Source organism: Nocardia crassostreae (assembly GCF_001613405.1).
GTDB lineage: Bacteria > Actinomycetota > Actinomycetes > Mycobacteriales > Mycobacteriaceae > Nocardia > Nocardia crassostreae.
The window spans coordinates 273,872-286,961 of sequence record NZ_BDCH01000019.1 but is presented as its reverse complement, the minus strand read 5'-3'; the positions used below and the strand labels follow the sequence as shown (position 1 = coordinate 286,961).

Genomic DNA, 13,090 nt, shown 5'->3' with positions numbered 1-13,090 from the left:
CCCGGTCATCGCGCCCGGACGCCGGTAAGTCGACCGATGCGGCGGAAAGTGCCCGGAAAATACCGTTCTTCGTGTCCGGAATTCCCTCCAGCGCACGAAAGAGACGCTCATGCTCCTCGACAACAAAACCGCCGTCATCTACGGCGGCGCCGGTTCCATCGGCTCCGTCATTGCCGCGGGCTTCGCGGCCGAAGGCGCGAACTGCTTCCTGGTCGGCCGCACCGCCGCCACCCTGGACACCGTCGCGGGCAAGATCCGCGCCGAGGGCGGCCGCGTCGAAACCGCCGTGGTCGACGTCCTGGATGCCGCGGCCGTCCACGATCACGCCGCCGCCATTGTCGAAAAGACCGGCAGCCTGGACATTTCGGTGAATGTCATTTCCCAGGAGTCGATTTTCGGCCCCCTGGCAGATATCCCCGTCTCCACTTTCGCGAATTCCATGAACCGGCTCGTGACATCCCAGCTGATCACCACCCAGGCCGCCGCCAAGCATATGACCGCCCAGGAATCCGGCGTCATCCTCTTCTTCGGCGGCTCCGACTACGCCAGCAAGATGCCCGGCCTGGGCACCGTCCAGATCGGCAGCGACACCGTCGAAGCGCTGCGCCGCCAGTGGGCGTGCGAACTCGGCCCGCACAATATCCGCGTGCTCACCCTCCGCACCGGCGGCATCCCCGAATCCCTGCCCGATATCCCGCAGACCGAGGCCGCCAAGCAGAGCATGGTCGATGCCACCCTCCTCGCGCGCACCGCCACCTTCGCCGATGTCGGCGCCGTGGCCGCCTTCGCCGCCTCCGATCGCGCCCGCTCGATCACCGACACCCAGATCGATATCTCCTGCGGCGCATACGCCAACTGACCCGCCGATGCCGCGGCGGGCGCGCGTCGCGGCGGCGCTCGTCACGACTACGGCCGCACCGCAGCGGGTTCGCGGCGCCCGATGACGAGGGCGCTGCCGGGGACGGATCGCGCTTTCACGGTCCCGGACAGCTCGTCGCCCTCGACCGTCGTGGTGAACACCAGGTTGAGCCGCATGGGGCTGCGGATCGCCTGATGCCACACCAGCGAATTCCCGCAGACCTCCACCTTCGCGAGCGGCGCCAGCTCACCGGATATCGGATGCCGGGCATGGCCGCTGACCGAACCGTCAGCGGCCGTGGTGAATTCGATGATCGCGATCTGGCGGGCGATGCGCGAGTCGATGGAGAGTTTCCAGGTGCCGTCCAGGTTCATGCTCGAATATCCCTTGCGAATCGATTCCGAATGTTTGCGGGGTGATGGAGAAATTACGGAGATCCGGACGCCGTGCCATCCGTGCCGCCCCAATGGAACTCTCCGTGCCAGCACGGAATTCGGGCTCGGCGGAGCGCCGGAGTAGCGGATACTGAGCCGTATCCGGCGGTGGTGCGAGGAGCGGCGGATGAACCGTTGGGCGGGCTTCGGTGTGGCCGTCGCGACCGTACTGCTGGCGGCGGCCGTGACGGCGAGCGTGGACTGGTCGCAGGCCACCTTGCGCGATCCGGCCCGCACCCTGCTGCTCGGGCCGCACGCGGCCTTCGTCTATGCGCGCAGCCCGACGCCGCCGGTGTTCGGGGCCGGGGAAATGGCGCTGTTCCTCGGGTGCGGAATCGGATTCTTCGTCGCGGGTCTGGTCGTGCGCCGTGCGCGTCCGGCGGACGGGGCCGGATGGCTGATCGTGGTGGGCAGTTTGCTGTGGCTGGCCGCCGGGCTGCGGCGGTCGAGCAACCCGATACTGTTCACCGTGGGGATCGTGCTGACGAATGCCCCGCTGCTGCCGATCATTCCGCTCACCCTGGGATTTCCCACCGGGCGCTTGCATCGCCGGTGGGAGTACTGGTTCGTGGGCGCGTACTGGACGGTCTCCACGGTCGGGGTGGCGGCCGGGTGGTTGTTCATCGACCCGCGCGCCGAGCCCGCGCCGCACCCGTCGACATCGGTGAATCTGCTGCTCGTGCACCATGATCCGGCGGTCGCGCTGCCGATTCAGTTCACGGTCGGAATGGTCGGCCTGGCTCTGGACGTGGCGCTGGGGATCGTGGTGATCGTGCGCTGGCGATCCGGCACGCCCGCCTATCGGTTTGCCTTCGCACCGCTGCCTGGTGTCGGCGGTGGTGAGCCTGGTGGCGTCCCTCAGCTCGATGGAGGTGCCCGGATTGAGCGCCGCCTGGGTGATCCACCTGCGCTACCCGGCCACCATGCTGCTGCCCGTGGCGGTGGCGATCGGTTTCGTCCGATTCCATATGGCGCGTGCCGCGGTCGGCACGGCGATAGTCGAGATCGGCGCGGCGCCCCTCACTGGCGAATTCCTCGCCGCACTCCGCCGCGCGGTGCGTGACCCCACGCTCGAATTGTGGATCTATGAACCGGAATCGGGGTCCTACTTGGATCCGCGCGGCGAACACCGGCAGCTGGACGGCATCGGCGCTGCCATGGCGGCGACCGCGCTCGAACGTGACGGCAAGCCTATCGGTGCGCTGGTGCACGATGCCGCCACCGATGACCCCGGACTCCTGGCGGCGGTCCGTGCGACGGCGGCTCTCGCGCTCCAGCACGAGCGGCTGAATATCGATCTGCGCGACCAATTGGACGAGGTGCGCCGCTCCCGCGAGCGGATCGTCACCGCCGCCGACACCGAACGCCGCCGGATCGAGCGGAATCTGCACGACGGCGCGCAGCAACGGCTGGTCCTCGCGGCGATCCTGCTGCGGCGCGCGCATCGCGCCGAGGACATCGAAACCCAGCGCACGCTGCTCACCGACAGCGCCGTGGCGCTCGGCACGGCGATCGCGGAATTGCGGGAGCTCGCCTGGGGCGTGTATCCGCCGGTCCTCACCGAGCGCGGACTGGCCGCGGCCCTGCAATCGTTGGCCGAACGCACGCCGCTGCCGGTGCGCATCAGCGGGACGCTGGCCGAGCGGCTTCCCGCCGCCGTGGAGGCGGCCGCGTATTTCCTTGTCGCGGAGGCCATTGCGAACACCATCAAACACGCCGGTGCCTCCGAGGCCGAAGTCCGTCTCGAACACGACGGGGAGTCGCTGCGAATCGCCGTGGCCGACAATGGTTGCGGCGGCGCCACCGGAACCCCTGGAGGCGGACTCGACGGGCTCGCCGACCGCGTGACCGCGCTCGGCGGCAGCCTCACGGTGGCGAGCCCGGCGGGCGGCGGCACCCGCCTCACCGCGACCATCCCGCTCACTGACACCGGACCGTAATGGGATCGGAGGCCGAACCGACCATGCCCCTCACCGTCGCCCTCGCCGACGATTCCGCCCTGCTGCGCAATGGAATCGCACTGCTCCTCGGTGCGGAAGGCCTCGAGGTCGTCGGTCAGGCGGCCGATGCGGAGGAGCTGCTGCGGATCGTCGATCTGCACCGCCCCGACGTCGCGGTGATCGATATCCGCATGCCGCCCTCGCACACCTCCGAAGGCATCGATGTCGCCACCGTGATTCGCGCCCGCTACCCGGGCACGGCGGTGCTCCTGCTGTCGCAATACGTGGAAACCGAACACGCCCGAGAACTGCTGGCGGGCGGCGCGGCCGGACTCGGCTATCTACTCAAGGACCGCGTCTCCCACATCGACCAGTTCCTCGACGCCCTGCACCGCGTCGCAGGCGGCGGTACCGCCATAGACCCGAGCCTCATCACCCGATTGCTCGCGACCCCCAGCCGGGACCGCCGCATGATCGACACCCTCTCACCACGCGAACTCCAGGTCCTCGCCATCATGGCCGAAGGCAGATCCAACCGCGGTATCGCGCGAGCCCTCGCCCTCACCGAGCGCACCATCGAAACCCACGTCAGCGCGATATTCGCCAAACTCGCCCTACCACCCGAACCCGACGATCACCGCCGCGTCCTCGCCGTCCTGCACCACCTCAACGCCATCGGCTAGTCCGGGGCGATCAGGGCCGATGGCGCGCTGTCAGCGCGGGATCGGCGGCCCGGGATCGAGGCCCATGGCTTCGCGAGCCTTGCGAATGAAGTAGAGACCGCCGCGCGCGGTTTCGCGCGCCACCCGGACCTGCCCGAGTGTCGTGGCCGAAGCCAGTTGGGTGCGCGCGGTATTCATGCGATCGGCGGCCTCGGCCAAGGTGTCCAGAGCGGCATTGTCGTCGGCGGCGAGCAGGACCAACTCACTGCTCACCCGGTCCAGATAGCCGCGGACTTCGGCCTTCGCCTGGGCCACACGCTCCGCGTTCCCGGTCCACTCACGCGAAATCCACCACGCGGTCAGGATCAGGGCGGCCGCGATCACGACGACGAACAGTAAGCGACCCACGCCTCCAGCTTACGACCGGAAGAAAGATTCGCGAGGCGGGAATTTCCGGATCTCGTCTAACCTTCTAACAGTTGATGAACGGTTAGATCAGCCGCATCGAACCTGAACTCCGAGAAGAGGTTTCCCCATGTCCCGCCTGCCCCTGATCCAGCCCGACACCGCCACCGGCAAGGCCGCCGACCTGCTCGCCGACGTACAGAAGGCCCTCGGCGTCACCCCGAACATGACCAAGGTCATGGTCAACAGCCCCGCCGTCCTGGAGGCCTACCTCGCCTTCTTCTCCGCCCTGTCCCGCGGCGCCCTCTCGGCCGCCACCCGCGAACGCATAGCCCTGCTCGTAGCCGAGGAAAACGCCTGCGACTACTGCCTTTCCGCACACACCTACATCGGCGCCAACATCGCCAAACTCACCCCCGCCGAAATCGAATCCAACCGCCAAGGCCACTCCACCGACCCCAAAGCCGCCGCCGCCCTCACCTTCGCCACCACCGTCGTCCGCACCCGCGGCGGCGTAGCCGAATCAGATGTGAAGCAGGCCAAGGAATCCGGCCTGACCAACGCCGAAATCGCCGAGGTCATAGCCGCCGTATCCCTCAACGTCTTCACCAACTACCTCAACAAGGCCGCCGACACCGACATCGACTGGCCCGTGGTCCGCCACCACGCCTGACCCCCGCCCCGCAACACCCGATTTGGTATCCGGGTGGGGTAACACGCTAAGGTTCTCCCACCCGGTACGGCGGAAACGCCAACCCGACCAGCCGCTTCCAAGCGGCACTCCCGGTTCTATAGCTCAGCGGGAGAGCACTCGCCTCACACGCGAGGGGTCGCTGGTTCGAACCCAGCTAGAACCACCATAAGGGGCTTATTCCAACCAGCGTTCGCTCGCGGGTGGGGGTAAGCCCCTTTCGGCTTTTTCTGGGATGGGGTGCCCAGGCATGCGCGGCTGGCGTGGTGGAGGTCTGCGAAGAGGGGCTGTTTCTCGTCCGCGATGTGGGGCGCGATCGTGTCTGGGCGGTCGTCGATGAAGAAGCATTGGTAGAAGGTTTCGTTGAGGAGTCTGCGGACGTCGGTGCTGGCGTCGCTGTAGAGCTCGTAGGGGTTCGAGACCAGTTCGAGTGCGTGCCGGAGGACTCCTGTGCCGATCGTGAGCTCTTCGGAGGTGTTCACGAGGGCGGCTTCGAGTCGCTTGCGCTGGGTCTTGATCTCGATCAGCTTCATTCGGACTTTGGCCTGTGGCATGGAGCCGTCCGCAAGTAGATCGATCAGTCGATTCTCCTTGGTGTCCAGTTCTTTCAGCTGACGATTGAGTCCGGCATGCCGATCGCGGACCGTGGAGTGCTCGTCGGCGATGATCTCTTCGAGGAGTTCCCGGGTCTCGGTTGCGAAGGCGGTCGGGAGTTGCAGTGTGCGGTAGTGCTCGACGATTGCCTCCTCGACCGCATCGACCGCCAGGTACGGGAGGTCGCAGAGTCCCACTTTGCTTCTGCGGCATTTGAAGTACGCGTACCTGCCGCCGGCGCGACCGGTGGACACGCTGTAGACGAGTCGTGAGGTCTGGCCGTCTCCGTGGCATCGGGAGCAGAACAGGAAGCCCTTCAGGTAGTAACTGTGCACGCGGTCGCGATTTCCGTTGGCGCTGCGCATCCGAAGCACGTCTTGGACGCGCTCGTAGAGGTCGTGGCAGACCAGTGGCTCGTGGCGCCCGGGGTAGATCTGCCCTTTCCAGGTCACGTAGCCGATGTAGTACGGGTCGCGCAGCATGTTGTGCAGGGTCGAGGCCGACACGGGCCGGGCGGCGGGGTACTGGCTCGTCGGTGGTGAGGTCAGTCCCAGATCGGCCATCGTCGCCTCGAGATCGTTGAGCCCGTATTCGCCTGTCGCGTAAAGCTCCCACGCCTGAACGACCAAGGGCGCACGCTCTTCGTCAATCTTGATGGTGTTGACCTGACGGCCTTCGAACGGCACGCGAACGTTGAGATACCCGAGTTTGGCTCGCCCGCACGTGCCGCCGTTCATGGCCTTGTTCGTCAGCTTGATGCTGATGTCCTGGCCGGACAGCTTGCTCTGGGTGTCGTTGAAGATGTCGGTGATGGCGGCCATCATGTCGGCGTAGACGCCTTCGCCGAAGTCCTCTCGGGCCGAAATGAGCTTCACGCCCATGTTGTCGAGCTGCCGCTTGGTGACCGCGGCGTCGATGTAGTTGCGGAAGGCGCGGGATCGGGCGTAGACGATGACGTACTTGATCTGCGGATTCTCCTGTAGGTAAGCAATCATCTCCTGGAACACCGGTCGCTTCTCTATGGTGCTCGCCGACGCTCCGGGCTCGACGAACTCTTTGACGATCGACGCGGGTAGGGAATCCGAGCGATGCTGAACGACTGAGCGCTGGGTGGCGATCGAGTTGCCGTCGGGATCGATATCGATCGCGGTGTTCAGCTGCTTCTTGTCCGAGACGCGCAGATACGCGACTGCGGGCTCAGGGATACCGGTTCCCTTCACGGGTTCTCCTCAGCGTCTTTCGATTCCTTGGCCAATGCGATGACCGCTCGGCTCAGCCTGCGCAAGTCCGGTTGGTCGCGCCGATCGCTCTCGACAACCACGCGATGCTCGCGTGCCTCGCCGAAGCGGGGACTGCGACGGGCAGTCATTCCGCGGCCTCGCGAGGTTGCCCTGCGAAGTTGCTGGCCTGAGCTTCGTTTCTGATCGGCACTTCGAACCTCCTTCATCTGAGAGATACCCGCAAGACGCCTTGAGATTGCTGCATGATTGCCAATGGATGGATTTCGCGGTGCTCGTGGATCGAAAGCGCCATTCGCTGGTCGTCCCGGCCATTACCCACCCGTAGGTTCTCGTGGTAGTTGCTGTCCGAGCGCGTACTTGTACGCAGTCAACGCCATCCTGCGCTCGATCAATTTCGCGGTGCAATGCCTGCCTGTAGACCCCATATGGGATGTCGTCAGATTCGTCAGTTCGACCGGTTTCCCGCGGCGCGCTTCGGAGCGGTGGGCGGGCACGCGGCATGCCGACGGCGCGGGCGGTCAAGCCGCGCCTGCCGTCTGACTGGATACCAATCGCTCGATAGCGCAAGGGCTGATGATCTTTTCGGCTTGATCGCCGCTCTCCGAACCCCGGTATCGATGGTTCCGGACGTTTCCAATTTGCCAGGATTTCGCGCATCGCCCGATGCTCGCGGGCCTGGGGCGCTGCGATGCGGTGGAAGTACCGTCGCGGTAGGCGCTGGTCAGCTGTTCTAGCGTTGCCGAGTCGCCGTCCGATTCTGTGGAGCGCGCGAGAACTGCCAGACGGAGCACTTCGGCATCGTCGAAGGGCGCCGCCGAAGCCGACTTCGTGCTGTGAACGGCCGCATGAAGGTTTGTGTTGTTCGCTACCTGGTCGGTGTCTGATCGCTGGCGGTTCTGGCTGGGTCGTATCCCGCGATGATTCGTTCGGCGATGGTGTGTAGCAGCGGGATCAGTTCCGGCGAGTCGAGCAGGGTGTAGGGCACGGGGAGGGTTGCGATGTTGTATGCGACGTATTGGGGTGCGTCGGGGTAGGTGGTGAGGACGCAGGTGCTGTCGTCGGCGGGTTCGAGGATGCCGGAGCGGGCGGCGATGTGGTTGGCGGCCTGGTCGATTGGCTGGTGGATCAGGACACGGGCGCTGACGGTGCCGGTTCGGCGTAGGGAGCGGGTGAGCCAGGTGGCCGCGTCGAGTCCGCCGGGGAGATCGCGCGGCGGGACACGGACGCCGGTGCGGTGCACGGTGGTTATGCGGTCGAGGCGGAAGGTTCGCCAGTCGCCGCGGTCGAGGTCGTAGCCGATGAGGTACCAGCGTCGGCCGGCGGCGACCAGTTGGTGGGGTTCGACGTGGCGTTTGGTGGTGTTGTCGTCGGATTTGGCGTAGGTGAAGCGGACTTTCTCGTTCGCGACGGAGGAAGCGGCGAGTGCCGACAGGATCTCCGGGTCGATGGCGGTGCTGTCGGTGGCGGGGAGGACTTCGGTGCGGGACAGATCGGTGAGGCGCTTGCGGAGGCGGCTGGGCAGCACCTGCTCGAGTTTCGCCAAGGCGCGGAGAGAAGCGTCCCCGATTCCGGTGACGGCTGCCGTGGCGCCCGTGCGCAAACCGATGGCGATGGCGATGGCTTCCTCGTCGTCGAGGACCAGCGGCGGCATGGCGGTGCCGGCGACCAGGCGGTAGCCGCCGACATTGCCCTGTGTGGCGTGCACCGGGTAGCCGAGTTCGCGCAGTCGCTCGACGTCGCGGCGGATGGTGCGCGGGGTAACCCGCAGACGTTCGGCAAGCTCGATACCCGTCCATTCACGCGGGGATTGCAGTAGTGACAGCAGTTGCAGCAACCGGCCTGAGGGATCACGCACAGCATCCATCCTGACACTTCAATAGGTCATTCGATGACCTATTGGGCTCGTAGCGTCGTGGCCAACGCCATCGAGTGCACAGTGAAAGGGGTCATCGTGAAGGTCGCTCTGCTGGGAACGAGCATTGCGCAGGCGCATGCCGCGGGGTTCAAGGCGCATCCGGAGGTCGAGGTGCTCATCTACGGGCACACGGCGGCGAAGGCCGAGGAGATGGGTGCGCGGTTCGGCTATCCGTTCACCACCGACCTGGATTCGATCTACGCCGATCCCAGCGTCGATCTGGTCGACATCTGCCTGCCGACGCGGATGCACACCGAGCATGTGCTGCGGGCGCTGGACGCGGGCAAGCATGTGTTGACCGAGTTGCCGCTGGCCGCCGATCTCGCCGGTGCGCGCGAGGTCGTCGCGGCGGCCGCGGCCAGTGACAAGCAGGTGTTCGTCGACATGTTCAACCGGTTCGTGCCGTCGAGCCAGGTTCTCGTCGACGCGATCACCGGGCGCGAGCACGGTCGTCTGCTGCAGCTGACGGTCGAGACGAACACCGCCCTGTTGCGGCCGGGTTTCGGGATCGGCCTGAAGCAGATTCCGCTGGATCAGATGCTCGGCGATATCGACACCCTCGTGCGGGCGCTGGGCGTGCCCGAAGACATCGAAATCGCCACGGCGACCAAGAATCCCGACGCTGCTGCCGTGGATGCCGTGCTGGGTTACCCGAATGCGCTGGTCCGTCTTTCGACGTCGTCGATGCTGCCGATGAGCTACGGCTGCCGTGGCGGCTATCGCGCGATATTCGACAACGCCACACTCGAATGCGGTTTCAGTATGGGATTCGATGGCAAGCCCGACTCCTCGGTCACGCTCTACACGGCGGAGGCCGCACGGCGCCTCGACGTTCCGGCCGCCGACCAGTACTCGGCGATGATCGATCACGTTCTGGATTGCCTGAACGGCAAGGCCGTCAACACTCTCGGCCCCGAGACCGTCCTCGACAGCCTCGAGGTGGCCCTGCGCATCGACGAGGCCGTCAATGGCTGACATCGTCATCGCCGGTGCGCGCGAGCACAATCTGAAGAACGTCTCGCTGTCGATTCCCAAGGACGCGATCACCGTGTTCACCGGCGTCTCGGGTTCGGGCAAGTCGTCGCTGGTGTTCGCGACGATCGCGGTGGAATCCCAGCGGCAGCTCAACGAGACGTTCACGACGTTCGTGCGCAATCGGATGCCCCGCTACGAGAAGCCGGACGCCGACCTCATCGAGGGTCTGACCACGGCGGTGGTGGTGGATCAGAAGCCGATCGGCGGCAATGCCCGCTCCACGGTCGGCACGATCACCGACATCTATTCGGTGATCCGCGTGCTGTTCTCGCGCGCGGGGGAGCCGTCGGCGGGGATGGCGACGGCGTATTCGTTCAACACGCCGGAGGGTGCGTGCCCGGAGTGCGATGGGCTGGGGCGTTCCACGACGGTCGATCTGGACTCCATGATCGACAAGTCGCGGTCACTGAACCAGGGCGCGCTGCGGTTTCCGCTGTTCGCGGTCGGCACCGTGCAGTGGCAGATGTACGCCTCCTCCGGGCTGTTCGATCTGGACAAGCCGGTAGGGGGGTACAGCGCCGAGGAGTGGCGCAATCTCGTGTACGGGCCGGGCGAGGGCGTGAAGCTCGAGCTATCGGGCTCGTGGACGAGCTATGAGGGTCTGCTCGAGCGGTTCACCCGGCTGTATCTGAACCGGGACTCGGCGAACCTGTCGGCGCGCACGCGAAAGGCCGTGGAGCAGTTCACCACTCAGGGGGTGTGCCCGCTGTGCCAAGGTGCGCGGCTGAATCAGGCGGCGCTGCGGGCGAAGATCAACGGCCACACCATCGACGACTACTCGACCATGGAGGTCGCCGAACTGATCGAGGTGCTCGGCAAGATCGACCACCCGCTCGGTGAGTCGGTGGCCCAGCAGGCCATCGCCGGGCTGCGACGGCTCGACGACATCGGTTTGCGCTATTTGAATCTCGGCCGCGAGACGCCCACGCTGTCCGGTGGAGAGGCGCAACGGTTGAAGATGGTGCGCTTCCTGGGATCCTCGCTGACGGGAATGACCTATACCTTCGACGAACCCAGCGTCGGCCTGCATCCCCGCGATGTCGGCAGGATGAACAAGCTGCTGAAGGAGTTGCGGGACAAGGGCAATACGGTGCTGGTGGTCGAGCACGACCGGGATGTCATCGCCATCGCCGACCACATCGTCGACATGGGTCCCGCCGCCGGTGTGCATGGCGGCGAGGTGGTGTTCGCGGGAGATTTCGTAGGGTTGTGCGCCGCCGACACCGTCACCGGCCGCGCCCTGCGCCGCCACAGTGCGGTGAAGAACGAATTCCGCACGCCCACCGGTCATTTGCGGATCGAGCACGCGAATCTGCACAATCTGCGGGATGTGAGTGTCGACATCCCCACCGGGGTGCTGACCGTCTTCACGGGCGTAGCCGGTTCGGGCAAGTCGACCTTGGTCTCGGAGGTCTTCGCCGCCCGGTACCCCGAGGCGATCGTGGTGGATCAGGCCGGACTGGGCAGCTCGACGCGCTCGACGCCGGTCAGTCACCTCGGGGTCATGGACGCCATCCGCAAGGCGTTCGCCGACGCGAACGGCGCGGAGGCCGGGCTGTTCTCGTTCAACAGCAAGGGCGCCTGCCAGGAGTGCGGCGGGCGCGGCGAGGTCACCGCGGACATGGCGTTCATGGACCCGGTCACCACCGTCTGCGAACGCTGCCACGGCGACCGCTACGACCCGGACGTGCTCGCCCACACCCTGCACGGCAGGACCATCGTGGAGGTGCTGGCGCTGACCGCGGAGGAGGCCGTCGAGTCCTTCACCGATCGCGGTATCCGCCGCAAGATCGGGTCGCTGGTCGAGGTCGGCCTGGGCTATCTCACTCTGGGGCAACCGCTTTCGACTCTGTCCGGCGGCGAACGGCAGCGGCTGAAGCTGGCGGGCGAGCTCGGCAAATCCGGTGGCGTCTACATTCTCGACGAGCCCACCACCGGCCTGCACATGTCGGATATCGGTACCCTGCTCAGACTGCTCGACCGGCTGGTCGACGCGGGCAACACGGTGGTGGTGATCGAGCACGACCTGGACGTCATCGAGCACGCCGACCACATCGTCGACCTCGGCCCCGACGGCGGAAGACATGGCGGACGCATCGTCTTCCAGGGCACTCCGGCAGAACTGCTTGCCGCGCAGAACTCCTTCACGGCCGAGTACGTGCGCCGCGATCTGCACCGCATGGCAGGCGCGCAATAGGTCATTCAGCGACCTATTGACCTCCTACCGTGAGTGATGTCAGAGCACATCGACTCCTCGGAAGGCGAAGGCAATGGCAATGGCAATGGCAATGGCATCGACCATCAGTGACCCGGCAGCGCTCACCGCGTGCGCGCACTTCACGCTGAGTCCGCCCGCTCCGTTCGACTTCGACGCCACCGTGTCGAAGCCGTCGACGCTGCCGGACCCCACCAACCACCACGAGCCGGGCGTGCACTGGCAGACAATCCGATGGTCCGGGCGCGTGCTGGGAATTCGATTGGACGACAACGGAACCCGCGAGGACCCCAAGCTGGGCGTGACAGTGTTCGCCGAGGACGCGCTCCCCGAGCCGGTGCTTCAATCACTCGGCGACGAGCTGCGGTGGCGCTACGACCTCGACCCCGACCTGTCCTGGTTCCGCCGCCGCTTCGCCGACGACCCGCTGCTGGCCGGGCCGCTCGAGCGAATCGGCGGCATGCGGGTCAGCTGCGCCTTCTCACTCTACGAGTGGGTCAGCGTGCTGGCGCTGCTGCAGATGGCCACGGCCGGACGCATCAGCAGGATGGTCAGCGCGGTCTTCGACGCCCACGGCACGCGGGTGCGGTTCGACGGCGAAGAGCTGCACGCGTTTTGGCGGCCGCGAGATATCGCGACAGCGGGCGAGAGCGCCCTGCGGGCGATGAAGCTCGTCTACCGCGCCAAATCCCTTGTCCGCATCGCCGACTCGGTCCTCGACGGCGGCTTCGACGAAGACGCCCTGCGCGCCATGGACCGCACCCAGGCGCGTAAGGCGCTGCTGAAGCTCTACGGTATCGGCCCGGCGTCGGTGGGCTATCTGCTGTTCCAGACCTTCCACCACTACGACTCCCTGGACGTGGTGCCGCCGTGGGACGCCAAGCTCTATGCCCACCTGCTCTACGGCACTGACACCGCCCCGGGTGAGCAGATCGTCGCCGATATGACCGACCGCTACGGGCGCTGGCGCGCCCTGGCCGGTGACTACCTGCTCGAAGACCTGTTCCTGCGACACCGTGACCAGCCCATCGACTGGCTTACCGCAGAGATCCGGATGTGACCATGCCTCGACAACACCAGGGAGGACCCGTAATGACGC

13 protein-coding genes, 1 tRNA gene and 1 pseudogene are annotated in these 13,090 nt (G+C 66.1%); 11 read left to right on the top strand and 4 right to left on the bottom strand.

Annotated features, from left to right (window positions below; all coding sequences use genetic code 11):
• Nucleotides 1-109: 109 nt before the first annotated feature.
• Nucleotides 110-859: an SDR family NAD(P)-dependent oxidoreductase gene (locus tag NC4_RS20225; RefSeq protein ID WP_067540691.1), complete on the top strand. Its 750-nt coding sequence runs from the start codon at nt 110-112 to the stop codon at nt 857-859.
• Between the two features lie 47 nt (nt 860-906).
• On the opposite strand, the gene NC4_RS20220 is transcribed toward NC4_RS20225, so the two are convergent.
• Entirely contained in the window at nt 907-1,233 is a 327-nt protein-coding gene (locus tag NC4_RS20220; RefSeq protein ID WP_067540688.1) for a hypothetical protein, read from the bottom strand.
• A gap of 187 nt (nt 1,234-1,420) precedes the next feature.
• Here NC4_RS20220 and NC4_RS42905 point away from each other — a divergent pair, with 187 nt between their 5' ends.
• The 3 genes from NC4_RS42905 to NC4_RS20205 are packed head-to-tail and all read left to right on the top strand — an operon-like array spanning nt 1,421 to nt 3,916.
• On the top strand, nt 1,421-2,356 hold the full coding sequence (locus tag NC4_RS42905; RefSeq protein WP_067540685.1) for a hypothetical protein: 936 nt from the start codon (nt 1,421-1,423) through the stop codon (nt 2,354-2,356).
• Complete coding sequence (locus NC4_RS42900) at nt 2,262-3,233, top strand: sensor histidine kinase (RefSeq protein ID WP_067540682.1); 972 nt, start codon at nt 2,262-2,264, stop codon at nt 3,231-3,233. The genes NC4_RS42905 and NC4_RS42900 overlap by 95 nt, the downstream gene beginning before the upstream one ends.
• Nucleotides 3,233-3,916 carry a response regulator transcription factor gene (locus NC4_RS20205; RefSeq protein ID WP_369690772.1) on the top strand — a complete coding sequence of 228 codons (684 nt, stop codon included), beginning with the start codon at nt 3,233-3,235 and terminating at the stop codon, nt 3,914-3,916. The genes NC4_RS42900 and NC4_RS20205 overlap by 1 nt, the downstream gene beginning before the upstream one ends.
• A gap of 30 nt (nt 3,917-3,946) precedes the next feature.
• Here the strand turns inward: NC4_RS20205 and NC4_RS20200 are convergent, their stop codons facing one another.
• Nucleotides 3,947-4,303 (bottom strand): hypothetical protein, encoded by a 357-nt coding sequence (locus tag NC4_RS20200; RefSeq protein WP_067540679.1) that lies wholly within the window; start codon nt 4,301-4,303, stop codon nt 3,947-3,949.
• A gap of 127 nt (nt 4,304-4,430) precedes the next feature.
• Here NC4_RS20200 and NC4_RS20195 point away from each other — a divergent pair, with 127 nt between their 5' ends.
• The 4 genes from NC4_RS20195 (at nt 4,431) to NC4_RS42890 (ending at nt 5,857) form a co-directional block, all read left to right on the top strand.
• Nucleotides 4,431-4,973 (top strand): carboxymuconolactone decarboxylase family protein, encoded by a 543-nt coding sequence (locus NC4_RS20195; protein WP_067540676.1) that lies wholly within the window; start codon nt 4,431-4,433, stop codon nt 4,971-4,973.
• A gap of 112 nt (nt 4,974-5,085) precedes the next feature.
• A tRNA-Val gene (locus NC4_RS20190) sits at nt 5,086-5,160 on the top strand.
• Between the two features lie 94 nt (nt 5,161-5,254).
• Nucleotides 5,255-5,563, top strand: coding sequence for a hypothetical protein (locus NC4_RS42895; RefSeq protein WP_245721809.1), 309 nt, complete (start codon nt 5,255-5,257; stop codon nt 5,561-5,563).
• A gap of 57 nt (nt 5,564-5,620) precedes the next feature.
• A complete protein-coding gene (locus NC4_RS42890) occupies nt 5,621-5,857 on the top strand; it encodes a hypothetical protein (RefSeq protein ID WP_067540670.1) in 237 nt (78 codons plus the stop codon).
• Here NC4_RS42890 and NC4_RS44740 read toward each other — a convergent pair.
• Both NC4_RS44740 and NC4_RS20175 read right to left on the bottom strand, forming a co-directional pair.
• Nucleotides 5,774-6,805, bottom strand: a pseudogene (locus tag NC4_RS44740) (recombinase family protein); the annotation flags it as partial. The gene NC4_RS42890 and the pseudogene NC4_RS44740 overlap by 84 nt on opposite strands.
• An 886-nt stretch (nt 6,806-7,691) precedes the next feature.
• Nucleotides 7,692-8,681, bottom strand: coding sequence for a helix-turn-helix transcriptional regulator (locus NC4_RS20175; RefSeq protein ID WP_245721808.1), 990 nt, complete (start codon nt 8,679-8,681; stop codon nt 7,692-7,694).
• Between the two features lie 96 nt (nt 8,682-8,777).
• On the opposite strand from NC4_RS20175, the gene NC4_RS20170 reads away from it, so the two are divergent.
• The 3 genes from NC4_RS20170 (at nt 8,778) to NC4_RS20160 (ending at nt 13,051) form a co-directional block, all read left to right on the top strand.
• Nucleotides 8,778-9,716 carry a Gfo/Idh/MocA family protein gene (locus NC4_RS20170; protein WP_067541043.1) on the top strand — a complete coding sequence of 313 codons (939 nt, stop codon included), beginning with the start codon at nt 8,778-8,780 and terminating at the stop codon, nt 9,714-9,716.
• Nucleotides 9,709-11,973, top strand: coding sequence for an ATP-binding cassette domain-containing protein (locus NC4_RS20165; RefSeq protein ID WP_067540664.1), 2,265 nt, complete (start codon nt 9,709-9,711; stop codon nt 11,971-11,973). The genes NC4_RS20170 and NC4_RS20165 overlap by 8 nt, the downstream gene beginning before the upstream one ends.
• A gap of 73 nt (nt 11,974-12,046) precedes the next feature.
• Complete coding sequence (locus NC4_RS20160; protein WP_157554945.1) at nt 12,047-13,051, top strand: DNA-3-methyladenine glycosylase family protein; 1,005 nt, start codon at nt 12,047-12,049, stop codon at nt 13,049-13,051.
• Nucleotides 13,052-13,090: the final 39 nt, after the last annotated feature.

Excerpts from the sequence above, each read along its gene's own strand:
- NC4_RS20195 (WP_067540676.1), top strand. The coding sequence starts at position 4,431 with ATGTCCCGCCTGCCCCTGATCCAGCCCGACACCGCCACCGGCAAGGCC.
- NC4_RS20205 (WP_369690772.1), top strand. The coding sequence starts at position 3,233 with ATGGGATCGGAGGCCGAACCGACCATGCCCCTCACCGTCGCCCTCGCC.
- NC4_RS42900 (WP_067540682.1), top strand. The coding sequence starts at position 2,262 with ATGGCGCGTGCCGCGGTCGGCACGGCGATAGTCGAGATCGGCGCGGCG.
- NC4_RS20220 (WP_067540688.1), bottom strand. The coding sequence starts at position 1,233 with ATGAACCTGGACGGCACCTGGAAACTCTCCATCGACTCGCGCATCGCC.
- NC4_RS20165 (WP_067540664.1), top strand. The coding sequence starts at position 9,709 with ATGGCTGACATCGTCATCGCCGGTGCGCGCGAGCACAATCTGAAGAAC.
- NC4_RS20160 (WP_157554945.1), top strand. The coding sequence starts at position 12,047 with ATGGCAATGGCAATGGCAATGGCATCGACCATCAGTGACCCGGCAGCG.
- NC4_RS42905 (WP_067540685.1), top strand. The coding sequence starts at position 1,421 with ATGAACCGTTGGGCGGGCTTCGGTGTGGCCGTCGCGACCGTACTGCTG.
- NC4_RS20225 (WP_067540691.1), top strand. The coding sequence starts at position 110 with ATGCTCCTCGACAACAAAACCGCCGTCATCTACGGCGGCGCCGGTTCC.
- NC4_RS42890 (WP_067540670.1), top strand. The coding sequence starts at position 5,621 with ATGCCGATCGCGGACCGTGGAGTGCTCGTCGGCGATGATCTCTTCGAG.